General features: G+C 64.2%; 23 protein-coding genes and 2 pseudogenes. 20 read left to right on the top strand and 5 right to left on the bottom strand.

What is annotated here, in order from left to right:
• Nucleotides 1-6: 6 nt before the first annotated feature.
• Nucleotides 7-462: a YiiD C-terminal domain-containing protein gene (locus CWE01_RS29145; protein WP_100944031.1), complete on the top strand. Its 456-nt coding sequence runs from the start codon at nucleotides 7-9 to the stop codon at nucleotides 460-462.
• A gap of 77 nt (nucleotides 463-539) precedes the next feature.
• On the opposite strand, the gene cysQ is transcribed toward CWE01_RS29145, so the two are convergent.
• Together cysQ and nudE are read right to left on the bottom strand one after the other, a co-directional pair.
• Nucleotides 540-1,382 carry a 3'(2'),5'-bisphosphate nucleotidase CysQ gene (gene cysQ, locus CWE01_RS29150; RefSeq protein WP_100944032.1) on the bottom strand — a complete coding sequence of 281 codons (843 nt, stop codon included), beginning with the start codon at nucleotides 1,380-1,382 and terminating at the stop codon, nucleotides 540-542.
• Complete coding sequence (gene nudE, locus CWE01_RS29155; RefSeq protein ID WP_100944033.1) at nucleotides 1,379-1,945, bottom strand: ADP compounds hydrolase NudE; 567 nt, start codon at nucleotides 1,943-1,945, stop codon at nucleotides 1,379-1,381. The genes cysQ and nudE overlap by 4 nt, the downstream gene beginning before the upstream one ends.
• A gap of 90 nt (nucleotides 1,946-2,035) precedes the next feature.
• Between nudE and yrfG the strand changes: the two genes are divergently transcribed.
• Nucleotides 2,036-2,701, top strand: a complete 666-nt coding sequence (yrfG, locus tag CWE01_RS29160) for a GMP/IMP nucleotidase (protein ID WP_100944034.1) — start codon at nucleotides 2,036-2,038, stop codon at nucleotides 2,699-2,701.
• A gap of 147 nt (nucleotides 2,702-2,848) precedes the next feature.
• Here the strand turns inward: yrfG and CWE01_RS33455 are convergent, their stop codons facing one another.
• Nucleotides 2,849-3,133 carry a LysM peptidoglycan-binding domain-containing protein gene (locus CWE01_RS33455; RefSeq protein WP_157815305.1) on the bottom strand — a complete coding sequence of 95 codons (285 nt, stop codon included), beginning with the start codon at nucleotides 3,131-3,133 and terminating at the stop codon, nucleotides 2,849-2,851.
• Nucleotides 3,134-3,269: 136 nt separating this feature from the next.
• On the opposite strand from CWE01_RS33455, the gene CWE01_RS29170 reads away from it, so the two are divergent.
• The 18 genes and pseudogenes from CWE01_RS29170 (at nucleotide 3,270) to CWE01_RS29250 (ending at nucleotide 22,147) form a co-directional block, all read left to right on the top strand.
• A complete protein-coding gene (locus tag CWE01_RS29170) occupies nucleotides 3,270-4,142 on the top strand; it encodes a LysR family transcriptional regulator (RefSeq protein ID WP_100944035.1) in 873 nt (290 codons plus the stop codon).
• 128 nt (nucleotides 4,143-4,270) lie between these two features.
• Nucleotides 4,271-5,110, top strand: a complete 840-nt coding sequence (gene fdhD, locus CWE01_RS29175; RefSeq protein ID WP_100944036.1) for a formate dehydrogenase accessory sulfurtransferase FdhD — start codon at nucleotides 4,271-4,273, stop codon at nucleotides 5,108-5,110.
• Nucleotides 5,107-7,455 (top strand): FdhF/YdeP family oxidoreductase, encoded by a 2,349-nt coding sequence (locus CWE01_RS29180; RefSeq protein ID WP_100944037.1) that lies wholly within the window; start codon nucleotides 5,107-5,109, stop codon nucleotides 7,453-7,455. The genes fdhD and CWE01_RS29180 overlap by 4 nt, the downstream gene beginning before the upstream one ends.
• A 211-nt stretch (nucleotides 7,456-7,666) precedes the next feature.
• On the top strand, nucleotides 7,667-9,691 hold the full coding sequence (locus tag CWE01_RS29185) for a LodA/GoxA family CTQ-dependent oxidase (protein ID WP_100944038.1): 2,025 nt from the start codon (nucleotides 7,667-7,669) through the stop codon (nucleotides 9,689-9,691).
• Nucleotides 9,692-10,846: a tryptophan 7-halogenase gene (locus CWE01_RS29190; protein ID WP_100944039.1), complete on the top strand. Its 1,155-nt coding sequence runs from the start codon at nucleotides 9,692-9,694 to the stop codon at nucleotides 10,844-10,846.
• A 134-nt stretch (nucleotides 10,847-10,980) separates the two neighbouring features.
• Nucleotides 10,981-11,445: a glycine zipper domain-containing protein gene (locus tag CWE01_RS29195; RefSeq protein ID WP_100944040.1), complete on the top strand. Its 465-nt coding sequence runs from the start codon at nucleotides 10,981-10,983 to the stop codon at nucleotides 11,443-11,445.
• A 185-nt stretch (nucleotides 11,446-11,630) separates the two neighbouring features.
• Nucleotides 11,631-12,533 (top strand): hypothetical protein, encoded by a 903-nt coding sequence (locus CWE01_RS29200; RefSeq protein ID WP_100944041.1) that lies wholly within the window; start codon nucleotides 11,631-11,633, stop codon nucleotides 12,531-12,533.
• A gap of 505 nt (nucleotides 12,534-13,038) precedes the next feature.
• Nucleotides 13,039-14,127 (top strand): methyl-accepting chemotaxis protein, encoded by a 1,089-nt coding sequence (locus CWE01_RS29205; protein ID WP_100944042.1) that lies wholly within the window; start codon nucleotides 13,039-13,041, stop codon nucleotides 14,125-14,127.
• A 26-nt stretch (nucleotides 14,128-14,153) separates the two neighbouring features.
• Entirely contained in the window at nucleotides 14,154-14,519 is a 366-nt protein-coding gene (locus tag CWE01_RS29210; protein WP_100944043.1) for a response regulator, read from the top strand.
• 7 nt (nucleotides 14,520-14,526) lie between these two features.
• Nucleotides 14,527-14,844: an STAS domain-containing protein gene (locus tag CWE01_RS29215; protein WP_100944044.1), complete on the top strand. Its 318-nt coding sequence runs from the start codon at nucleotides 14,527-14,529 to the stop codon at nucleotides 14,842-14,844.
• A 3-nt stretch (nucleotides 14,845-14,847) separates the two neighbouring features.
• Nucleotides 14,848-16,875: a chemotaxis protein CheA gene (locus CWE01_RS29220; protein WP_100944045.1), complete on the top strand. Its 2,028-nt coding sequence runs from the start codon at nucleotides 14,848-14,850 to the stop codon at nucleotides 16,873-16,875.
• Between the two features lie 20 nt (nucleotides 16,876-16,895).
• Nucleotides 16,896-17,282: pseudogene (locus tag CWE01_RS34420) on the top strand (MCP four helix bundle domain-containing protein); the annotation flags it as partial.
• Nucleotides 17,283-17,375: 93 nt separating this feature from the next.
• Nucleotides 17,376-18,389 (top strand): annotated as a pseudogene (locus CWE01_RS34425) (methyl-accepting chemotaxis protein); the annotation flags it as partial.
• 133 nt (nucleotides 18,390-18,522) lie between these two features.
• Nucleotides 18,523-19,050 (top strand): chemotaxis protein CheW, encoded by a 528-nt coding sequence (locus CWE01_RS29230; protein WP_100944047.1) that lies wholly within the window; start codon nucleotides 18,523-18,525, stop codon nucleotides 19,048-19,050.
• Nucleotides 19,050-19,862: a protein-glutamate O-methyltransferase CheR gene (locus CWE01_RS29235; RefSeq protein ID WP_100944048.1), complete on the top strand. Its 813-nt coding sequence runs from the start codon at nucleotides 19,050-19,052 to the stop codon at nucleotides 19,860-19,862. Before CWE01_RS29230 ends, CWE01_RS29235 begins: the two co-directional genes overlap by 1 nt.
• Nucleotides 19,859-20,350, top strand: coding sequence for a chemotaxis protein CheD (locus tag CWE01_RS29240; RefSeq protein WP_100944049.1), 492 nt, complete (start codon nucleotides 19,859-19,861; stop codon nucleotides 20,348-20,350). The genes CWE01_RS29235 and CWE01_RS29240 overlap by 4 nt, the downstream gene beginning before the upstream one ends.
• Nucleotides 20,347-21,396, top strand: a complete 1,050-nt coding sequence (locus CWE01_RS29245; protein WP_100944050.1) for a chemotaxis response regulator protein-glutamate methylesterase — start codon at nucleotides 20,347-20,349, stop codon at nucleotides 21,394-21,396. Before CWE01_RS29240 ends, CWE01_RS29245 begins: the two co-directional genes overlap by 4 nt.
• Nucleotides 21,397-21,490: 94 nt before the next feature.
• A complete protein-coding gene (locus tag CWE01_RS29250; protein ID WP_100944051.1) occupies nucleotides 21,491-22,147 on the top strand; it encodes a response regulator transcription factor in 657 nt (218 codons plus the stop codon).
• Here the strand turns inward: CWE01_RS29250 and CWE01_RS29255 are convergent.
• Nucleotides 22,132-22,560 carry a thioesterase family protein gene (locus CWE01_RS29255; RefSeq protein ID WP_100944052.1) on the bottom strand — a complete coding sequence of 143 codons (429 nt, stop codon included), beginning with the start codon at nucleotides 22,558-22,560 and terminating at the stop codon, nucleotides 22,132-22,134. The two genes, CWE01_RS29250 and CWE01_RS29255, sit on opposite strands and share 16 nt — an antisense overlap.
• A 14-nt stretch (nucleotides 22,561-22,574) precedes the next feature.
• Entirely contained in the window at nucleotides 22,575-23,519 is a 945-nt protein-coding gene (locus CWE01_RS29260; protein WP_100944053.1) for an alpha/beta hydrolase, read from the bottom strand.
• Between the last annotated feature and the right edge of the window lie 42 nt (nucleotides 23,520-23,561).

Raw genomic sequence — 23,561 nt, forward strand, 5'->3', positions numbered from 1 at the left:
CAGTGCATGAACCGCGACAGTCGTTACCTGGAATCCGTCCTTCACCACGACATTCCGCTTACCCGCGACATGAAACTGAAGGTCGTGGACTGGCAGGCCGGGCAGTTGCGCCTGCACCTGCCGCTGGAACCCAACGTCAACCACAAGAGCACCATGTTCGGCGGCAGCCTCTATTGCGGCGCGGTACTGGCCGGCTGGGGCTGGTTGCACCTGAGCCTGCGCGAGGCCGGCATCGAGGATGGGCATATCGTGATTCAGGAGGGGCAGATCGGTTATCCGTTGCCGGTGACTGGGGATGCCCAGGCGATCTGCGACGCGCCGCAGGAGAAAGTCTGGAAGAAATTCCTGGCGACTTACCAGCGTTATGGCCGGGCGCGGGTGACGCTTGAGACGCGGGTGGTGAATGAGGGCAGTGAAGAGGCTGCGGTGCGCTTCAGCGGGCAGTACGTGTTGCACCGCTGACAGGAAGAACGGGCAGCCACCGTTAACTTGATGGCATCTGTCCTGGCCTCTTCGCGGCCCCCTTTGCCAGGATGTCTTCAGTCGCGCAGCAAGTCCGGCAATTGCGTGCGCCATTTCGCATTGGCCGGCAACGCCAGGAAAAACGGATTGAGCAATGATTCGCGCGGCGGATAGCTGAAGCGTTCGCCGCTCAACTCCAGCACCTCGCCCCCCGCACCTTCCAGTACGCCCTGGGCCGCCGCCGTATCCCACTGCGAGGTCGGCGCCAGACGTGGATAAAAGTCCGCCGCGCCTTCAGCCAACAGGCAGAACTTCAACGAGCTGCCCACATTCGCCAGCGCCAGTTCCCCCAAGCTACTGCTCAGCCCCGCCAGCAGCTTCTCCTGCTCCGGGCTCGAATGCCGGCGACTGGCGACAACGGTAAACGCCTCTCCCGCCGCCGGCACGTCACGTACCCGGATCGGCAGTGGCGCCGCGTCGGCGTCCGCGCGCCAGGCACCCAAGCCGGTACCGCCGAAGTAGCAGCGGCCATTGGTCGGCATCGACACCACGCCAAACACCACCTGCCCCTGCTCGATCAAGGCAATGTTCACCGTGAACTCTTCGCTACCGGCGATAAATTCCTTGGTGCCATCCAGCGGGTCCACCAGCCACCAGCGTTGCCAGCCGGCACGCACCGCCAGGGCGATATCGGCGTCCTCTTCGGACAACACCGGGATGCTCGGGTCCAGCGCCGTCAAGCCATCGAGAATCAGATGATGGGCGGCGATATCGGCAGCGGTCACCGGCGAGGCATCGGCCTTGTCCATGACCTGCACATTGGCCCGCCAGAACGGCAGGATCACCTCGCCGGCCCGACGCGCCAGGTCGATCACCGGAGCCAGGTACGGATGCGGCAGATTCGAAAAAAACTCACTCACGATTGAAAGACTCCACGCTGGGTCAACAGGTCTCGCACCAGATACAACGCCGCCAGGGCACGTCCCTCGCTGAACTGCGGGTTCTGCACCAGGGCGGATAATTCACGCAGGTTGACGCGCTCGACCCGCATCGGCTCCGGCTCATCACCTTCCAGGCGTTCCTCATACAGCTCGGTGGCCAGGACCACCTGGATCTTCTGGCTCATATAGCCGGGCGACAAGGACAGCTCGGTCAGATGCTCCAGTTGCCGCGCGCCATAACCGGCCTCTTCCTTGAGTTCACGCTCGGCCGCCGCCAGCACGTCTTCACCCGGCTCGATCAAGCCCTTGGGCAGGGACAATTCGTACTCGTCGGTGCCGCCGCAGTACTCCTCCACCAGCAGGGCATGCTCGGCATCGATCATCGCCACGATCATCACCGCCCCGTAACCCGCGCCCCGACCGACCAGACGCTCGTAGGTCCGCTCAACGCCATTGGAAAAGCGCAGTTGCACTTCTTCGACACGGAACAAACGGCTACTGGCGACGATTTCGCGGGCGAGGACGGTGGGTTTCTGGCGCATGGGGCGGCTCCTGGGCGTGAACGGGTTACTATACCGTGGCTTTTCCGATTGTCTGTGTCGGATATCTTTTTACCGTTCGAGAAGTTTCCCATGCCCTCATTGCCCTGGCGCGACATCGACACCGTTCTGCTGGATATGGACGGCACCCTGCTGGACCTGCACTACGACAACCATTTCTGGATGGAGCACCTGCCCCAGCGGTATGCCGAGCTGCATGGCGTCAGCCGGGAACTGGCCGAGCAGGAACTGACCCCGTTGTTCAAGGACCATGCCGGCCAGTTGAAGTGGTACTGCCTGGACTTCTGGAGCGCCGAGTTGAAGCTGCCGGTGCGTGAGTTGAAGCTGGAGACGGCGCATCTGATCGCCCTGCGCCCGGATGCCGATACCTTCCTCGCGGCGATCCGCCAGGCCGGCAAGCGGGTCATCCTGATCACCAACGCCCACCGGGACTCCTTGTCATTGAAGCTGGAGCGGATCGAGCTAGCGCCGTATTTCGAGCGCCTGATCAGTTCCCATGACTACGGTTTCGCCAAGGAAGACCCGCAGTTCTGGGACGCCTTGCAGGCCGATATCGACTTCGACCCGGCCCGCAGCCTGTTTATCGACGACACCTTGCCGATCCTGCGCAGCGCCCGGCGGTTCGGCGTGGCACACCTGTTGGCGGTCAGCGAGCCGGACAGCCGCAAGGGGCCGAAGGACACCGAGGAATTCAAAGCCGTAGACGATTACCGGACCTTGATCAAAGGTCTGGAATAGAACTGTTTCGAAAACATCGAAAATCCTATGGCTGCCGTTACAACCTGCAGGAGCCGGCTTGCTGGCGATGGTGTTCGCAAGCCCGCCAAAAGCTTCGCGGGCAAGCCGGCTTGTACAATGACGGTGTTTCAACCCAGCCCCTGTGGGCTAACGAGGAATCTTCAACTGCTGCCCAGGCTCAATCCTGTCCGGGTCCGGCACTGTCGCCCGATTGGCCTCGGCGATTTCCGGCCACCTGCCTTCATCATTCAATTGCCGCCTGGCAATCTCGCCGAGCGTATCTCCCGGCTGCACCGTATAGGTATCGAACAGCGGTGCCGTCGGGGCCAGCGGATCCTCCACCGGTGGTACTTGCCAACGGCTGTCGGGCGGCGGCTTATCGGCAGCGGGATGCGAATGAAATAGACTCTTCAGCGTATCTAAAAGGTTCATGGCTCTTTCTCCTTGGATGTAAACGCCAAGACGCGAAAGACCTGATCGGTGACGTCCGGCAAGGTTCCGATCCACCAACCAACAAGCATAGTCCAGGCGCGATAGAATCCACGGCTGTACAGCCCGCGGAGCGACGATGGACATCAAACAGCTGAAATTCCTGATTGCCCTGGACGAGACCCGGCACTTCAGCCAGGCGGCGGCGCGCTGCCATATCACCCAGCCGACGCTGTCCATGCGCCTGCGCAGCCTGGAAGAGGAACTCGACCTGCAACTGGTCAACCGCGGCCAGCGTTTCGAAGGTTTCACGGCGCCCGGCGAACGGGTCCTGGCCTGGGCCCGTACCGTGCTGGCGGCCTACGATGGCCTGCAGGCCGAAGCCGCCGCCTGTCGCGGCAATCTGGTCGGCACCCTGCGCCTGGGCGTGGTGCCGCTGTCCAGCTTCGACCCGGTACAACTGATGCAGCGCCTGCACCGCGAACACCCGAACCTGCGCTTCGAACTCTCGGCCTGGAGTTCCGAGCAGATCCTCGAACAACTGGCGAGCAACCGCCTGGACCTTGGCGTGTCCTACCTCGAGCGCCTGGACACCGAGCGCTTCGAAGCCCTGACCCTCGACGAAACGCCCATGGGCCTGCTCTACGACCAGCGCTTCTTCGATTTCAGCGAGCAACCCCTGAGCTGGGAGGCGCTGATCGAGCTGCCCCTGGGCATGCTTACCAGCGGCATGCACTTTCGCCAGTCCATCGATCACAACTTCCACAGCCGTGGCCTGAACCCGCAACCGCTGCTGCAAACCGATGCCGTTCATCAGTTGCTGCAAGCCGTCCATGGCGGCCTGTGCTGCGCCATCATGCCGTTGCACGGTGGTCTTGAACTGCTCACCAACCATCTGCGCCTGCACCCCATCGCCGAGGCCCGGACCCTGGCCCGTCTGGGCCTGATCATGCGCCGTGGCGCGCCACGCTCGGCGCTGGCGGAAGCCTGTTTCGCCCTGCACCAGAAATAGTCGGGCAAAACCTGATCGGCAGCGCGTCTTGATCGACGCGCTCTATCGGTAGATCAGTACTAGCGATTAGACGCGACCCTTTGCCGCGCCTAGTCTTGACACTGGATATTCCGCCGGTAATGCCCCCTATGAACGCCAAGGATCCCACCTGCGCGCTCCCGGCCGCCTCGACAGCCGTGCCCGCCGCCAGCCAGAGCTACCAATACAGCGACCTCGATCGCAGCGAAACCGCTGAGACGGCCCTTGCCGAAGAAGTGGCCCTGGCGATTGCCTACAACGGCATCAGCCAGGCGGTCATGCTGGTCACCCCCACGGACCTCGAAGACTTTATCGTCGGCTTCAGCATCGGCAGCGGCATCATTGCCGACGCCTCTGAAATCTACGACCTGAAACTCAGCGGCAGAGGCTCGGCCCAGTACGCCCAGGTGGAAATCGCCAGTCGCGCGTTCTGGAACCTCAAGCAGCAACGCCGCCAACTGGCCGGCACCAGCGGCTGCGGCCTGTGTGGCGTCGAAGCGCTGGAACAGGCACTGCCCGAACTCCAGGTGCTGCCCGGCGCGCCCTTGCCGCCAGCCGCCTGGCTCGACGGCCTGCGCCAGCGCATCAGCGCCTTCCAGCCCCTGGGGCAATATTCCGGGGCCGTGCACGCCGCCCTGTTCATGAACGACCAGGGTGAGTTGCTGCTGGGCCGTGAAGACATCGGCCGGCACAACGCCCTGGACAAGCTGATCGGCGCGCTGATCCGGCAAAACATCCCGACCGCTGGCGGCCTGGCAATTGTCACCAGCCGTTGCAGTCTCGAATTGATCCAGAAAGTCCTGCGCGCCGGCATCCAGACCCTGGTCAGCCTGTCGTCGCCCACCGGCCTGGCCCTGCAGTGGGCGCGCCGGCACAACCTCAATCTCATCCACCTGCCGCAAAAAAATGCGCCGCGGGTCTACAGCCCTGCGATGGAGAAACCCGCGTGAGCAATCATCAACAAGCCGATCAGACCCCCACTCCGCGCTACAAGCCCTACAAGGGCGCGGCCGGTGGTTGGGGCGCGCTGATCAGCGTGGCCCAGGCCTGGCTGACCAGCGACAACGCGCTGAAGAACCTGCGCATGATGCTCAAGACCAACCAGAACGGTGGCTTCGACTGCCCGGGCTGCGCCTGGGGCGATTCGCCGGAAAGCGGCATGGTCAAGTTCTGCGAGAACGGCGCCAAGGCGGTCAACTGGGAAGCCACCAAACGGCAAGTGGATGCGGCGTTCTTTGCCAAGCACAGCGTCAGTTCGCTGCTCGACCAGAGCGACTACTGGCTGGAGTACCAGGGGCGCCTGACCGAGCCAATGAGCTACGACCCGCTCACCGACCGCTACAAGCCCATCAGTTGGGAAGCCGCCTATGCCATGGTGGCCAAGCACCTGCTCAACCTGACCAGCCCCGACCAGGCCGAGTTCTATACCTCGGGCCGCGCCAGCAACGAAGCGGCGTACCTGTATCAATTGTTCGTGCGGGCCTTCGGCACCAACAACTTCCCCGACTGCTCGAACATGTGCCACGAGGCCAGCGGCGTGGCCCTGGCCCAGAGTGTCGGGGTCGGCAAGGGCACCGTGACCTTTGACGACTTCGAACACGCCGACGCGATTTTCGTCTGGGGCCAGAACCCCGGCACCAACCACCCGCGGATGCTCGAACCGCTACGAGAAGCGGTGAAACGCGGTGGCCAGGTGGTCTGCATCAACCCGCTCAAGGAGCGCGGCCTGGAACGCTTCCAGCACCCGCAGCACCCGCTGGAAATGCTCACCAACGGCGACAAGCCGACCAACACCGCCTATTTCCGCCCGGCCCTGGGCGGCGACATGGCCGTGCTGCGCGGCATGGCCAAGTTCCTGCTGCAATGGGAGCGCGAGGCCCAGGCGGCGAACGAGCCGTCAGTCTTCGACCATGACTTCCTCAACGAACACACCGCCAATGTCCTCGACTACCTGGCCGCCATCGATGACACCCCGTGGGAACAGATCGTCTCGCAATCGGGCCTGACCCTGGTGGAGATCGAGCAAGCAGCGCGGATGTACGTCAAAGGCAAGAACGTCATCATGTGCTGGGCCATGGGTATCACCCAGCACCGGCACTCGGTGCCGACCATCCAGGAAATCGCCAACCTGATGTTGCTGCGCGGCAATATCGGCCGCCCGGGAGCGGGCCTGTGCCCGGTGCGCGGCCACAGTAACGTGCAGGGCGACCGCACCATGGGCATCAACGAACAGCCACCGGTGGCCTTCCTCGATTCCCTGGAACGACGCTTCCAGTTCAAGGTACCGCGCAGCAACGGCCATAACGTGGTCGAAGCCATCCACGCCATGCTCGACGGCCGGGCCAAGGTGTTTATCGGCCTGGGCGGCAACTTTGCCCAGGCGACCCCGGACAGCCCACGGACCTTCGAAGCGCTGCGCAACTGCGACCTGACCGTGCAGATCAGCACCAAGCTCAACCGCAGCCACCTGACCCACGGCAAGGAAGCGCTGATCCTGCCGTGCCTGGGCCGCACCGACATCGACATCCAGACCGAAGGTCCACAGGCCGTCACCGTCGAAGACTCGTTCAGCATGGTCCACGCCTCCAACGGCCAGTTGCAGCCACTGTCGAAACAGATGCGCTCGGAGCCGGCGATCATCGCCGGCATCGCCGCCGCGACCCTGGGCGCCAAACCGGTGGACTGGCACTGGCTGGTAGCCGACTACGGGCGCATCCGCGACCTGATCGCCGACACCATTCCCGGCTTCAAGGACTTCAACCAGCGTCTCGTCCACCCGGGCGGTTTCTACCTGGGCAACGCCGCCGGCACGCGCCGCTGGCACACCCCGTCGGGCCGGGCGAACTTCCGCTCGAACATCCTGCCGGCCGACCTGATCCACGAGCGCACCCACGCCACGGGCAAGGTGCCGCATCTGATCATGCAATCCATGCGTTCCCACGATCAGTACAACACCACCATCTACGGCCTCGATGACCGCTACCGTGGGGTCAAGGGTCAGCGCGACGTGCTGTTCGTCAATGAAGCGGACATCATCCGCCTGGGCTTCAAGCCGGGCCAGAAGGCCGACATCGTCTCGCTCTGGGAAGATGGCCGCGAGCGTCGGGTCAAGGGTTTCACCTTGCTGGCGTTCGACATCCCGGCCGGACAGGCTGCCGCCTACTACCCGGAAGTGAACCCACTGGTGCCGCTGGAAAGCGTCGGCGACGGCAGCCACACCCCGACCTCCAAGTTCGTCGCCATTGTCCTGGAGCAGGCCAGCGAAACCGGTCTGATCATGGCCAAGGCAAGCTGATCAATGCCCCCACGAAGCGCTCTATAACCAGGGCTTCGGATAGCCGCCCGGGCAATAGCAAAAGGCCATTCGACAAACCGGTGGCCCTTTACTAGAGTCTGCGAGCGGTGCTCTTCATCCACTCATGCGAATGCGATGTCCGGCACCCGCCCAGGGATCCTGCCCGCGGGTCGGGCAACATCCTCTTTAGCACGGATTGCGGAGAGCATTTATGTCTATCACGCCCGGTCATACCACGCACTACCACGGCGACACCCCTTCCTCCCCCAGCAAAGACAATCGCATCGTCAGCGCCGCGATCCACCCCGCCATCGGCGTGGCGCGGGTCGGCAACAGCGAAGCGGAATACTTTGTCGGCCCCCAGGTGACCTCACCGCGCCCCGAGCCCCTGGGCTTCTACCGCGATGCCCAGGGCGCACTGAAGCGCCAGGCCGCCGAATTCCGGTTATATGGCTACAACCTGGCCGGAGAAGTGGTCGCTGAGCTGACCGTGGAAAACGCCGATATCATCTGGTCGGCCCATGTCGCCAACAGCAAGGCGCAGTGGTACCAGTGGCAACTGGCAATGGACATTCCCGAAGCCGCCACCAAGGTTCTGCCCCTGCGCAACGCGAAAATCACCGACCCCAAGGCCCGCGCGGCCCTGGCCATCGACGGTGGCCTGCAAAGCATCAGCGGGCCGAACCAGAGCGGCGTCGAATTCAATGGACAATACGAAGACACCCCGGTCAACCTCGGTGAACTGCGCACCGATGCCCAGGGCCGGCTGCTGTTCCTCGGCGGTCGCGGCGTCTCGGCCTCGCCCAAAGGCACGCCGATCTTCAACCCGGCCGACGGCAACAGCTTCATCAACGCCGACGGCTGGTTCGACGACACCTCCGATGGCCCGATCAGTGCCCAGGTCAGCATCGGCGGACGCTCGATCCCGGTGGAACCGGCCTGGGTCGTCACCGCGCCACCGAACTACGCGCCGCAGGTCAAGGCCGTGCGCACCCTGTATGACCTGACCTACGACCTGTTTATCCAGGCCGGCTGGCTGACGCCGAACACCTCGGTGTCGTTCCGCCATGACGTCTATCCGATCCTGCAACGCCTGTCGGGCCTGCAATGGGTCAACCAGGGCTTCGCCACCCAGTTCGGCCACAACGGCCGCTACAACTTCGAAGACCCGGCCTTTATCGCCCAGTTGGCGAGCAAACCGGCGCCGGGCAACTATGACCTGTTCGCCGAAACCCGCCGGCAGATTTTCAACAGTTTCCGCCTGCCCGATCCGACCGATGGCAACGTGTTGCCCTGGCCCTGGATCTATGGCGACTTCATGAGTTCGATACCCAACCAGAGCCCACGGCAGAATTCGGCGATTACCCAGACCCAGTACCTGGTCCTCAGCAGTTGGGCCGCCGGGACCTTCGAAGCCGACTGGACCAGCGAGCCGCCGCCCGATCACCTCGACTCGGTGCCCCTGGCCGAACAGCCGGCGATGCTCGACCGCGCGGCCCTCGACTTCTGCCTGGCCGATGCCTTCCACCCCGGCTGCGAACTGACCTGGCCGATGCGCCACCTGCCGCTGTACGCCAAGCCCTGGCGCATTCGCCAACGCTCGGCGGGCAGCCCGCAGCCCGACTACGGAGCGACCCTGGACCAGACCCAGGCGCTGGCTGTCGGAGGTCCGCTGTACGGACAAGCCCCCGGCGATCTGAACCGCTGGATGGGCCTGCCCTGGCAGGCCGACACCGCTTATTGCCGTGGTGGCTACGACCAGGCCTACAACCCGTTCACCTCGACCTTCTGGCCGGCCCGCGTGCCCAACCAGGTCCTCAGCGATGCCGATTACGCCCTGGTCATCGACCCCTCGATTTCCCCGGAGCAACGTCGCGACGCCTTTGCCGAGCGCAGCAACTGGAACGCACCGCTGGACATCAACTATCCGAAGAAGACCCCGACCGCCGTCCAGATGCAGGCCATGGTCGATATCTTCGGCTCCATGGGCTTGCTGGAAGTACGCCAGGGTATCCCCGGCAACCCGGTGTATCCCGACACCATGATGGTCGCCAGTTATGGACCGGCCATCACCCAGGCGCAGACCTTTGCCAGTCCGCAGTTGGCCGCCGATTTCGCCGTGGCGGGCGGTGCGCCGAGCACGGGGCCACGCCCACCCAAAGGCGCCAACTTCAGCAGCCCGGAAGAAGCGTTGCAGGCTCCGCGTGCGGTCAATCCCGGCAATCGTCCGGTCTAGATGAAACACTACGATGTCGCCATCATCGGTGGCGGCCCGGCCGGCTCGGCGACCGCGATTACCCTCGGTCGCCTGGGCTGGCGAGTGCTACTGGCCGACTCGGCGCCCGCCGGGCGTTTTCGGGTGGGCGAAGGTTTTCCACCTTCGGCGCGCTCGCTGCTCAATGACCTGGGGGTGCTCGAGGGTTTTCTCGATGCCAGGCATCGCACCAGCTACGGCAATGTCTCCGTGTGGGGCTCGGACGAGCCGCACGCGGATGACTTCATCTTTCACACCCATGGCCAGGGCTATCAACTGGACCGTGCGGCTTTCGACCAGCAACTGCGTACGGCGGCGCGACAGGCCGGGGTGTCGGTGCACGCCTCCACGCGACTGAGCCAGACCGCCGCCGAAGACGGTTTCCATCTGCAACTGAGCCGCGACGGCCACGAGCAACCGGCCCACAGCCGCTGGCTGATCGACGCCGGCGGGCGCCCGGCCGTGTTCGCCCGCCAGCAGGGTGCGCAACGCCTGACGGATGATCGGCTGGTGGCCTTCTATCTGTTGTTGCACAGTCCGCAAGGCACCGACCAGGACGGTCGGACCCTGGTCGAAGCGGTCGAGCACGGTTGGTGGTACAGCGTGCTGCTGCCGTCGGGGGAGCGGTTGGTGACCTACCTCAGCGATCTCGACCTGTTGGATCGCCAGCAACTGCTGAGCAGCGAAGGCCTGTGGCAGCAGTTGGCACAGACGCGCCTGTTGTGGGAGTTGTGCCAGGCCCACGGCTACCGCCCCGGCACCTCGGTGCACGGCATGGACGCCGGCAGCGGGCGGCTTTCGCTGTTCCACGGTGAACGCTGGGCGGCTGTCGGGGACGCAGCCCTGTCCTTCGATCCGCTGTCCTCGCAAGGTATCGCCACCGCCCTTTACTGCGGCCAACACTGCGCCCAGGCCGTACATGCCGCATTGCAAGGCGACCCCGAGGTATTACCCGGTTATGCCGATCTGCTGACACGGATCTACGCCGCCTACCTGAGTAACCGGCAGCAGTTCTATGGGATGGAAAAACGCTGGAGTGAATCCACTTTCTGGAAGCGGCGCCAGGTCCCGAAAGCCCTTTTCAATAGCGCAGGACGCGCAAAACGGGCGGGCTCAAGCGATCTAGGACTGACTTAAATCGACTAAGTTCACCAACAAAAACAGCAAGTTACGATTTTGTATACAACCCGTGTTACTCGTCGGATTGGCATTGTAACTATTCCTACACAAGCCTCAGGATCGCGCCGTCATCCCTTGGAGGCTCCTCTCACATGAAGTTCTCGTCGATTCTCTTGTTGTCCCTGAGTCTGGCCAGTGGCCTCGCTTGTGCCGGCGGTACCACCGAAGCCGGTATCGGCGGCGCCCTGGGCGGAGTACTCGGTTCGGCCGTCGGTCAGTCCCTGGGCGGCAACACCGGTTCGACCATCGGCGCGGCCCTGGGCGGCGCCGGTGGCAGCGCGGTCGGCGCCAACAAACACAGCCGTGGCGAAGCCGCCATCGGTGGCGCCCTGGGCGCGGCCGGCGGCAACGTGGTAGGTCGCAGCCTGGGCGGCAGCAACGGCGCCCTGCTCGGCGCAGCGGCCGGCGGTGGCGCAGGCGGTGCGCTGGGCAACTACATGGGCAACTCCAGCGAGCGCGAAAGTCGTCATTACCGTGGCGACCGCCGCGACTATCACGGCGGACATCGCGGCCACGGTTATGGGCATCGCAAGCATCGCCGGCATTGGGATCACTGACCGTCCGGCCAATGCAGAAAGCCCGTCAGCCTGCGTCCGATCATGCAGATTGCAAGGGCTTCAGACCCTCCCGAAAAACCAACCCGTTGATAACGCTGATAATTCAGCCAGAAAACGGGTTGGCATGCGCTCTGCTCTGTTCTGCATGAAGGCTGCACGTCTTTCATTCATGGAGCAGAACAAAAATGATCGAGCACACTCAATATCCATCTGCCATACGCCACGATGCGTCGACCCACTCAGGGGTGTCCTGGGCGGCGATCTTCGCCGGCGCCGCCGCCGCTGCGGCACTCTCCCTGCTGCTACTCATGCTCGGTGCCGGGCTCGGCTTCTCGACGATGTCACCCTGGGCCGGCGAAGGGCTCGGCGCCAAGGGCCTCGGCGTGTCGGCGATTATCTGGCTGGCCGTGACACAGATCCTCGCCTCCGGCATGGGCGGCTACCTCGCCGGTCGACTGCGGGTGAAATGGGTCAACCTGCATGACGACGAGGTCTATTTCCGTGATACCGCCCATGGCCTGCTCGCCTGGGCCGTTGCCACCCTGGTGACGGTCACCCTGGTCGCCGGCTCCGTCAGCGGCCTGATGGGCGATGGGCTCAAGGCCGGGACGGCAACGGCCGGCGGCAGCGCCCTGCTGAGCAAGACGACAGACAGCGGCGACTACTACATCGACAAGCTGTTTCGTGATGGTCGCCCCGTGGCCGTCAGTGAAGATGCCGCCCATGGCGTGGCCACGCGCATCCTTGCCCGCAACCTGAGTGTTGGCCCCCTGAGCATCGAAGACCATGCCTACCTGGCGCAACTGGTGACCCAACGCACCGATCTCTCTCAAACCCAGGCGGAACAACGGGTCGACCAGGTCTACGGCGAAGCACGCCAGAACGTCGACGCCGCCATCAACAAGGCCAAGCAGGCAGCCGACAGCGCCGCGAAAGCGGCCGCCTGGTCAACCCTGTGGCTCTTTATCGCCCTGTTGATCGGCGCCTTCTTTGCCAGCCTGGCCGCCACCTTCGGCGGACGCCAGCGCGATGGCGTGCACTTTGTCGAAAGCACCGACTACCCGGCCCAGACAACGACGCTGAGTTAATCCAAGGAGAACAAAAATGCGCTCACTACTGCTGTTTTTTCTAGGCGTGCCAATCCCGGTCATCATCCTGATTGCGCTGTTCGTGCACTGACGACCCGGTTATAAGGCGGCCACCTAAGCCGTCTGAAAACACACAATCCTGTAGGAGCCTGGCTTGCCAGCGATGAGGCCCGCAACTTGCGGACGCCTTCGCTGGCAAGCCTGGCTCCTACAGGGTCGGTGGTGTGTTTGAAGGGGTTACATTCCATTACATCTTTTCTGTTACCAAACCTTAAGCCTAATTCCTAGAAGCTGCCGATTAGAGCCTTTGCACCATTCCCCTCAGCAGCCAGCGTCGTTGCTGAATGATGGTTCAAATACTTAACCCGGCAGACCGTTTCAAACCCCGGCCGCGTCCCCGAAAACCGGGCCTTTCGTCCCTCAGGATTAAGGGTTATCCCGATATTGATATCAATATGCTACCGATATGATCCGCCGTCCTTGAGCTATGCAATGGAAGCAGGAGATGCGGATCTATTTTGGAGTTTGGCTAGGCATCGGGCTCAGTACTATCGGCTTGTTCTTCAATCAGTCCCTGCTGATCGGCACCGGCCTGGTCATTATCGCGGTGGCCTCCCTCGCCCTGCGCGCCACACAGCTTTCGACGACTGCCGCCGCCCCTGCCCTTACGCCAGTACCCGATACCGACGAGACCGATCTCGACCTGCATAAACTCCTGCCACTAGTCGCCCCGAGCTGGAGCGCCGGCATCGGCCAGAGCCGCGACCTGCTGCAAGCCAATATCAGCGAACTGTTCCAGCGCTTTGCCAGCATTGCCACCCGCCTGGAAGGCGGCCTGCATAATTCCGAAGGCATCCTCGGCAGCGGTGGCGTCGGTGAAAGCCTGCGCGACGCCAACCAGCGCCTGCATGAAGTGACGCAATCCTTCGAAGCCAGCAGCCAGCGCCAGCACGATCTGCTGGACACCATCAGCCACCTGGGCGACTACGCCAGCCAGTTGCAGCACATGGCCAAGCGGGTCCAGGAGATCGCCAGCCAGACCAACCTGCTGGCCCTCAACGCGGCCATCGAGGCGGCCCGTGCCGGCGAATACGGACGGGGCTTCTCGGTGGTCGCCGACGAAGTGCGCAAACTCTCCACCCTGTCCGCCGAAACCGGCCAGGGCATGGACGCCAAGGTCGGCGAAATCAACCTGGCGATCCAGACCACCATCGCCGAGGCCACGGAGCTGGGCACCAGCGAGCAGGCCAACCTGGACTTCCTCAACCGCTCGGTGACCCAGGTCATGGCCCGCCTGGGGGACAACCTCAACGAACTGACCGACGCCTCCCGCGCCCTGCAACAGGATGCCCGCGCGACCCAGGCCGACATCCAGGCAATCATGGTCAACCTGCAGTTCCAGGACCGTACCGACCAGATGCTCGATCACGTCCAGCTCGACCTCGCGAACCTGCTCGACGCCATTGCCCGCCAGGACACCAGCCTCAAGGATCCGGCGGCCTGGCTCGAGCGCCAGCGCCAGCGCTTCACCACCGATGAAGAGCGCCACGGCCAGACGCACATGAGCGCCGCCAGCGAAGTGACCTTTTTCTAGTTTTCCCCTTTGCAAGAGTGATGAACATGGCCAAGACCATCCTGATCGTCGACGACTCCCTGTCCATGCGCCAACTGGTGAAGATGAGCCTGACCGCCGCCGGTCACCAGGTCATCGAGGCCTGCGATGGCCGCGACGCACTGACCAAACTCAACGGCCAGAAGATCAACCTGATCATCAGCGACGTGAACATGCCCAACCTCGATGGCATCGGCCTGGTGAAAGAGGTCAAGGCGCGCAACGAATACCGCTTCACGCCGATCATCATGCTTACCACCGAAAGCGAGCAATCGAAGAAAGCCGAAGGCCAGGCCGCCGGGGCCAGGGCCTGGATCGTCAAACCGTTCCAGCCCCAGCAATTGCTGGCGGCCGTGGAAAAACTGCTGGGATGACCACGCCATGTTTTCACTGACCCCTGCCAGGGATGACACCCCCGCGCAATTGCACTTGAAGGGCGACCTGACCCTGTACGAGGTCAGCATGGCCCGCGACCAACTGCTCGGCCTGCTGCCGCTGCCGGCGGGCCCCTGGCAACTGGACCTGGGTGGCCTGAGCGAACTGGACAGCGCCGGCGCGCAATTGCTCCTGGCGATCCAGCGGGCGCTGTCGTCCATCGACCAGCCGACCACCGTCTCGCGGGTCTCGCCCCCGGTGCATGAACTGCTGACCCTGCTGAACCTGGAATCGCTGTACCCCGCCGCCCCGAACGAGGATTGACCGATGCTCAGTGGCGAACAATGGAACCAGCTCCTGCTGGGCTTTCTCAGTGAAGGCCGCGACCTGCTCAAGGAGGCCGAGGACAGCCTGCTGCGCCTGGAGGCCAGCCCCGCCGACCAGGACGCGGTCAACCAGTTGTTCCGCGCCGTGCATACCATCAAGGGCTCCGCCGGGATCTTCTCGCTGACGCCACTGGTCAACCTCACCCACCATCTGGAAAGCCTGCTGATGTCGGTGCGCGACGGTCAGCGCGAGCTGACCCCGGCACTGACCTCGTTGATGCTCAACTGCATGGACGAACTGAGCGCGATGATCGAGCGGGTCGACCCCGACAGCGGCCTGCTGGACGCCGACGAAGCACGCCAGGCACCCTTGCTCGCCGCGCTGTTCGAAGCCCAGGGCCATGACGCCGAACCGGCGCCAGAACCTGAGACGGATACCCCGTCAGCCACCGAGGCAGCGCTCGTCAATTGGCAGGTCTCGATTCGTTTTTCCGAAGAGCTGTTTCGCAACGGCTTCGACCCGGCGGCCTTCCTGCGCTACCTCAAGCGCCTGGGCGAAATCAGCCAACTGGAGACCGTCAGCAAAGCCCTGCCGGCACTGGAACAGCTCAACCCGGAAACCTGCCACCTGGGCTTTGAATTCAGCCTGCGCAGCGCCGCCAGCCAGGGCGAAATCGAGGACGTGTTCGAGTTTATCCAGGACTTCTGCACCTTGCGCCTGGTGCCGGAAGATCGTCTGCCGGTGCCAGCGGCAGAAGCGCTGCTGGGGGCGCAGGCAACGCTCGAGCCGGCGCCGGAAAGAACCCCGGTCAGCCGCGACCGCCGCCCGCTGGATACCAGCCTGGTCAAGGTCGCCGCGCACAAGCTCGACGAGTTGATCAACCTGGTCGGCGAGCTGGTGATCAGCACCGCCGGCGCCCAGATGCACGCCCGGCGCAACGGCGACAGCGGCTGCCTGGAAAGCATCCAGGCGGTGCACCAGCACGTCGAACAGATCCGCGAAACCGCCTTGAAGCTGCGCATGGTGGAAGTCGGCGAAACCTTCAACCGCTTCCACCGGGTGGTCCGCGACGTCAGCCAGGAGCTGGGCAAGCAGATCCAGCTGAGCCTGCGCGGCGGCGAAACCGAACTCGACAAATCGGTGATCGACAAGATCGCCGACCCGCTGACCCACCTGGTGCGCAACGCCATCGACCATGGCATCGAATCCGCCGCCGAGCGCCTGGCCGTGGGCAAGCCCGCCGAGGGCAACCTGAGCCTCAACGCCTACCACGACTCCGGCATGATCGTGCTGGAAGTGCAGGACGACGGCCGTGGCCTGAACACCGCGCGCATTCTCGAAAAAGCCATCGACAAGGGCCTGGTGGACCCGGATGCGCAACTGGCCGACGCGGACATCCACGGGCTGATCTTCGAGGCCGGGTTTTCCACCGCCGAGCAAGTCTCCAACCTCTCCGGACGCGGCGTCGGCATGGACGTGGTGCGCAGCGCCATCGACCAGTTGCGCGGGGTCATCGAGATCGATTCCCTGGCCGGCCAGGGCTGCACCTTCCGTATCCGCCTGCCACTGACCCTGGCGATCATCGACGGTTTCCAGGTCAGTGTCGGCCAGGACAGTTTTGTCATCCCCCTGGACATGGTCACCGAATGCATGGAGGCCAGCCCCGGGCAACTCGGCCAGGGCTACCTCAATCTGCGTGGCAAGCCGCTGCCGTGCATTGCCCTGGATAGCCATTTCGGCCTGACCCCGAGCAGTGCGCGCCGGCGCAACATCGTCGTGGTCAGCCAGGGCCGCCAGCAAGCCGGCCTGATCGTCGATCAGTTGCTCGGTGAACTGCAGACCGTGATCAAGCCCCTCGGCCAGATGTTCCAGCACCTGCGCGGCATCAGCGGCTCGACCATCCTCGGCTCCGGCCAGGTCGCGCTGATCCTCGATATCGCCAGCCTGTTCCGCCATTTGCAGAGCGCCGCCGAGCCCATGTCGCCGGCCGCGCTCCATACCCCTTTGCCCAGCCTTTCAGGAGATTGATCATGCAATTCATCAGGAACATGAAGATAGGCATCCGCCTGACCGCGGGGTTCCTGCTGGTGGTGGTGCTGACCGCGAGCATCGGTGTGATCGGCATTCGCAACCTGTCCCAGGTCAACAGCCTCTCGGACCGCATGTACGACCTCGACGTCACCGGCATGAGCCTGATGCAGGAAGCCAATATCCAGCTGATCGTCGTCGGCCGCGCCATGCGCCACACCCTGCTCGCCACCAGCCAGGCCGGGCGCGAACAGTCCGCCAGCCAGGCACGCGCGGCGATGGAGCAGACCCGCAAGCTGATCGCCGAGGCGCGCAAGTCCTTTATCACCAAGGACGGCCTGGCCCAGCTCGATCAACTCGACGCGCCGCTCAAGGACTACGAGAACCTGGTCCAGCAGGTGCTCGCCACCCACCAGCAATCCGGGTTATTGCAGGAAACCAGCGACGTCACCGAGCTGCTGCCCAAGGCCGTGGTCAGCGGCGACGTAGTGGACAAACTGATGGGCCAGGTCACCCGCGGCAAACAGGATCGCGCCGCCGAGGCCAACCAGCAGATCAACGATATCGCCACCCGCTCCCAGACCCAGATGATCGCCCTGGTCATCGCCGCCACCCTGCTCGGGATCCTGATCGGCGTGCTGGTGACCCGCAGCATCACCCGTCCGCTCAACGGTGCCGTGGCCGCCGCCAACCGCATGGCCGCCGGTGACCTGGGCCAGGACTTGCCCACCACCGGCAAGGACGAGACCGGCCAGTTGCTGACCGCCATGCAGAACATGACCTTGCGCCTGCGCAGCATCCTCGGTGACGTGCGCAGCGCCGCCGACTCGCTGTCGTCGGCGTCCGAGCAGGTCAGCTCGACCTCGCAATCGCTGAGCCAGGCGGCCAACGAACAGGCCGCCAGCGTCGAACAGACCAGCGCCTCGGTGGAGCAGATGTCCGCCTCGATCGCCCAGAACACCGAAAGCGCGAAGATCACCGACGGTATCGCCGGCAAGGCCGCCAATGACGCCGTGCAAGGTGGCGGCGCGGTGAGCGACACGGTGCTGGCGATGAAGCAGATCGCCGACAAGATCAGCATCATCGACGACATCGCCTACCAGACCAACCTGCTGGCCCTCAACGCCGCCATCGAGGCCGCCCGTGCCGGCGACCACGGCAAGGGCTTCGCGGTGGTCGCCGCCGAAGTGCGCAAGCTGGCCGAGCGCAGCCAGGTCGCCGCCCAGGAAATCGGCCAGGTGGCCTCCAGCAGTGTGCGTCTGGCCGAACAGGCCGGGCAGTTGCTCAATGAGATCGTGCCGAATATCCAGAAGACCTCGGACCTGGTCCAGGAAATCACCGCCGCGTCCCTGGAACAGAGTGGTGCCGCCGGGCAGATCAATATCGCCATGGGCCAGATGAACCAGATCACCCAGCAGAACGCCTCGGCCTCCGAGGAACTGGCGGCCACTGCCGAGGAAATGAATGCCCAGGCCGGGCAGTTGCAGGAGCTGATCGGCTTCTTCCGTTTCGACGGCGAAGCGGCGCCCGCGTACAAACCACAACCGCGCAGCTTCGACAGCTACACCACCGGGACGCGCGACGGCTTCAAGGGCCGCGCGCCGGTGGATGAAGGCCAGTTCGTCAGTTTCACTTGAGGACCGGATCATGACTGCCAACCTGCGCCACGGGCTCCAGGCCCTGCACGAAGTGCTGCCGGCACCGAGCATCCAGCACCTATCGTTCCGGGTACGCCAGGCCGCCTATGCGGTGCCGATCGACGGCGTGCGCGAGATCATCGAGTACGGCGACGTCACCGCCGTGCCGATGATGCCGGCGTTTATCCACGGGGTGATCAACCTGCGCGGCAACGTGGTGCCGGTGCTCGACCTGGCAGCGCGCTTCGGCTTCGAGCTGACCGCCGCCGGCAAGCGCACCTGCATCGTGATCATCGAACCGGAACTCGACGGTATCGCCCAGCGCATCGGCCTGGTGGTGGATGCGGTGGACGCGGTGCTGGATATCGACCCGCACCAGGTGGTCCAGGCGCCGCCCTTCGGTTCCGGTATCCGCACCGACTTCATCGCCGGCATGGCCCGCCACGAGCAGGGCTTCACCATCATCCTGAACATTCCCCAGGTCCTGTCCCTGGACGATATCCGCCAGCTCAGCCTGGCCGTGGCCCAGGGCAACTGATGTCCAACCAGTCCACGCTGCCCACCCTCGGCGACAGCGAATTCCGCAGCCTGCAAAAGCTCATGGCCGAGGCCTCGGGGATCATCCTCGCCTCGAACAAACGTCCACTGGTGGCCGGACGCCTGATGAAGCGCCTGCGCCATTACCGGCTCGACAGCTACAGCGACTACCTGCGCCTGCTCGACCAGCCGCCTCACCTCAAGGAACGGCGGCTGGTGGTGGATCTGCTGACCACCAACGAAACCTATTTCTTCCGTGAGCCGGCGCATTTCGACTACCTCGGCCAGTGGCTCGGTCGCCAGCGCGGCCCGCTGAAACTCTGGAGCGCGGCCTGTTCGTCCGGCGAAGAACCCTACAGCCTGGCCATGGTGGTCCAGGAACATCTGCGCGGCGGCGACTGGTCGATCCTCGCCAGCGACCTCAGCCAGAGCATGCTCGAGAAGGCCGGCGACGGCATCTACGACATGGCCCAGGCGAAGAACTTTCCCCAGGGCTGGCTACACCGTCATTGCCTCAGTGGCATCGGCGAGATGAGCGGACGCTTCCGGGTCCAGGCCGCGCTACGTGAGCGGGTCAGCCTGCGCGAGATCAATATCGTCCAACCGTTGCCCGATGGCCTGGGGCGGTTCGACGTGATTTTCCTGCGCAATGTCCTGATCTATTTCAACAACGACGAAAAACAGCGCATCGTGCAACGCCTGGTCAGCCAGTTGCGTCCGGGCGGGCTGCTGTTCATCGGTCATGCGGAAAGCATCCACGGCTTCGACGTGCCGGTGCGACTGCTCAATCCCTCGGTCTACGAACGCTTATGAATCCGCCGCTGTTCCTGCGCCCTGGCGACTATTTCTTCGGTCGCCATCAAGGCAGTGTCACCACCCTGCTCGGCAGTTGCGTGTCGATCGTGCTCTGGCACCCGCGCTGGCAACTGCTGGCGGTGTCGCACTATCTGCTGCCCAACGATCCGAGCGCACGCAACGCCCTCGACACCCGCTATGGCGAAGGGGTGTTCCAGCGCATGCTGGCCGACATGCGCCGCCACGGCACCCACCCCCACGAATACCGCAAAAGCATTTTCGGCGGTGGCAGCCTGGTCCGCGCCGACGGCCCGCCGGCGCAGCGGGTCGGGCACAGCAACAGCGCCTTCGCCCGGGAACAGTTCAGCCTGCGCAACTGGCCCGTGGACCACTGCGACCTCAACGGCCAGCACTACCGGCGCCTGCGCATCGACGGCGCCAGCGGCCTGATCGAGTGCCAACGCAACAGCGTGCAACCGCTGCGGCTGGGGATGCGTCCACGATGATCCGGGTTTTTATCGTCGACGACTCGGCCCTGGTGCGCCAGGTCCTGACCCAGTGCCTGGACAGTCACCCGAATATCCAGGTGATCGGCCAGGCCGCCGATCCGCTCTATGCCATCGACAAGATGCGCCGCGACTGGCCGGACGTGCTGATCCTCGACATCGAGATGCCGCGCATGGACGGCCTGACCTTCCTGCGCCAGATCATGGCCGAGCGACCGACGCCGACCCTGATCTGCTCGACCCTCACCGAGCAAGGTTCGGCGGTCGGCGTCGAGGCCCTGGCCGCCGGCGCGGTCGGGGTCTTCACCAAGGCTCGGCTGGGGCTCAAGCAAAGCCTGGAGCAACTGTCCGGCGAACTGATCCGCAAGGTCGAGGAAAGCGCCCGGACCCGACCGGTGGCCCTTCGCCACAGCGTGCCTGCCGCAGAATCCGTCGTCACAGCCACGATCAGCCCGCTCAGGACCACCGACCGGGTGGTCGCCCTGGGCTGCTCCACGGGGGGCACCCAGGCCTTGGAATTCATCCTGCGGCAATTGCCACGTGACTGCCCGGGGATTGTCATCGTTCAACACATGCCGGAGAAGTTCACAGCCGATTTTGCCAGGCGCCTGGACAAGCTCTGTCAGATAGAAGTGCGCGAGGCCAGGCACCTGGACCGCGTCCACAGCGGCCTGGCATTGCTGGCGCCGGGTGGCCTGCACATGCAGCTCAAGCGCAGTGGCGCGCACTATCAGGTCGAGGTACTCGACGGCCCGCCGGTCAACCGGCACAAGCCGTCGGTGGATGTACTGTTTCGTTCAGTGGCCAGACAGGCCGGCGCCAACACCTTGGGCATTATCATGACCGGCATGGGCGACGACGGCGCGCGCGGGCTCTTGGCCATGCGCGAAAACGGCGCCAATACCGTGGCCCAGGACGAAGCCAGCTGCGTGGTCTTCGGCATGCCGAAAGAGGCCATCCGCCTGGGGGCGGCGCAGTGGGTCGAACCCTTGGCGAAGCTGCCGAAAATGATCCAGCAGTTCGGTGACAGCGCCCGCCACGGCTGAACAGCACAAGGCATCCGGCCCTTGAACCCGACATAAACACCGCAGCTCGCCAAGGCGGCTGCGCCCTTCCCTTTGCGTCATTGGGCTTGAGCTTATGCTTTGTCGAATACTGCTTGCCGACGATTACCCGCTGTTTCGCGCGGGTATGAAGGCACTGCTGGAAAAACAACAAGAGTACGAAATCGTCGGCGAAGCGGGCGATGGCCAGGCGGCAATCGAGCTGGCCTCACGGCTCAAGCCGGACATCGTGTTGTTGGACATGTCCATGGAGCGCATGAACAGCGTGGCGGCGCTCAAGGAGCTGTCGCTGCGCGCGCCGCGCAGCAAGGTACTGATGCTGTCGATGCACACCGACAGCCACTTCGTGATGAAATGCCTGCAACTCGGGGCCCACGGCTACCTGCTGAAAAACGCTACGGTGCTGGAGCTGGAGCTGGCGCTCAAGGCCTTGCGCCACGGCGGCCAGTACCTGTCCTCGGCGGTGGTGCCGCTGGTGGTCGACCAGGCGGTGCGCCAGACCCACAGCCAGCCGATCCGTGCCAGCCAGGTCGCGCTGACGGCACGGCAACTGGAAATCCTCAGGCTGATCGCCCGGGGCGAGACCACCCGCTCCATCGCGCTCGGGCTCGGCCTGAGCGTCAAGACCGTGGAGGCGCACCGCTCGCAGATCATGCACCGGCTGCGGATTCACGACATTGCCGGGCTGGTGCTGTTCGCGGTACGTGAAGGGATCATTCAGCTCAACGACTGAAGGGCCTCGCGCAAGGTGGCGGGGATCGTCACCGGCTGGTTCGAGGCGCGATCGACGAACACGTGGACAAAACGTCCGGCGGCGCAGGCGTCCTCCTCGCCGGCCTTGAACACCGCCAGTTCGTATTGCACCGAGCTGTTGCCCAGCTTGCCGACCCGCAGGCCGATCTCGATGCGCTCGGGGAAAGCGATCGAGGCGAAATAGTCGCAGGCCGAACTGACCACGAAACCGACAACCTCGCCGTCATGGATATCCAGGCCACCCTGTTCGATCAGGTAGGTGTTCACCGCCGTGTCGAAAAAGCTGTAGTAAGTGACGTTGTTCACGTGGCCGTAGACATCGTTGTCGTGCCAGCGCGTGATGATCGGCTGGAAGTGACGGTAGTCGGCGCGTTGCGGCAGGCGGTCGGTCATGGCGGACTCTTGGGTCATGGCTGCAGGTGCTCGCTGAGAAAACGGAAATAGCGTTCGCGATAGGCCGGGATTTCATTGGCCAGGTGGTGCCGGGCGCCGAGCAGCATCAGCACTTCGGGATGGTCGAACTTGGCCCGCAGCACGTCGAGGTTATGCGTCCAGTCGACGGTCATGTCGGCCTCGCCTTGCACGATCAGCGGTCGCCGTGGGCTTTTCGCGGCGGACTCGATACCGGGAATCCAGCGGGCCAGGGCACCGACCCAGGCGGTCGGCAGGCGCTGCGGTTGCAAAGGGTCGGCCTGGAGGAACGGCATGAACGCCGGGTCGTTGGTGTTCTCGCTGAAACGCCGGGCGATGCCTTTGACGAAGGGCTTGAGCAGGTAATAACTGAACTTCGACCAGCCCCACGCCCGTGGCCGTATCAGCGGCGAGAGCAGGATCACCTGGCCCTGGGCCGGGCTGCCGCTGCCGTGCATGAGCAGGTGGTCGATGATAATCGCACCGCCGGTGCTCTGGCCGAACAGGTGCCAGGGTTGCGGCAGATCGAGGGATTTGGCCTCGCTGAACAGGCCTTGCAAGGCCTGCTGATACCGGCCGAAGTCGTCGATGCTGGCCCGTTCGCCGCTGGACAGGCCGTGACCCGGCAAGTCGCAGGCAAGCACCGCGAAACCCTGGTCCAGCGCCCAGTCCACGACATGGCGGAACAGGCCCATGTGATCGTAGAAACCGTGGAGCAGGAACAGCGTCGCCACCGGTTCGGCCGGCAGCCAGAGCTGGCTCACCAGTTCGAAGGCACCACTGCTGAAGCAGCCCAGGCGACTGACGACAGGCGGACTGCGCTGGGGCAGGTCGAGGCCATAGAAGTGCTGGTAGGCTCGTGCCTCTTCCGACAACGGCTGCGCCGCGGCCAGGGGTCGCAGGCTGGAACGCAGGGAATCGGCGGCAAAGGTGGCGGGCATAGGCTTTCCAGGTAAAGGCACGGCAACGCCAACGGCGTTTTA

The sequence above is a fragment of the Pseudomonas sp. QS1027 genome (assembly GCF_002814235.1).
GTDB lineage: Bacteria > Pseudomonadota > Gammaproteobacteria > Pseudomonadales > Pseudomonadaceae > Aquipseudomonas.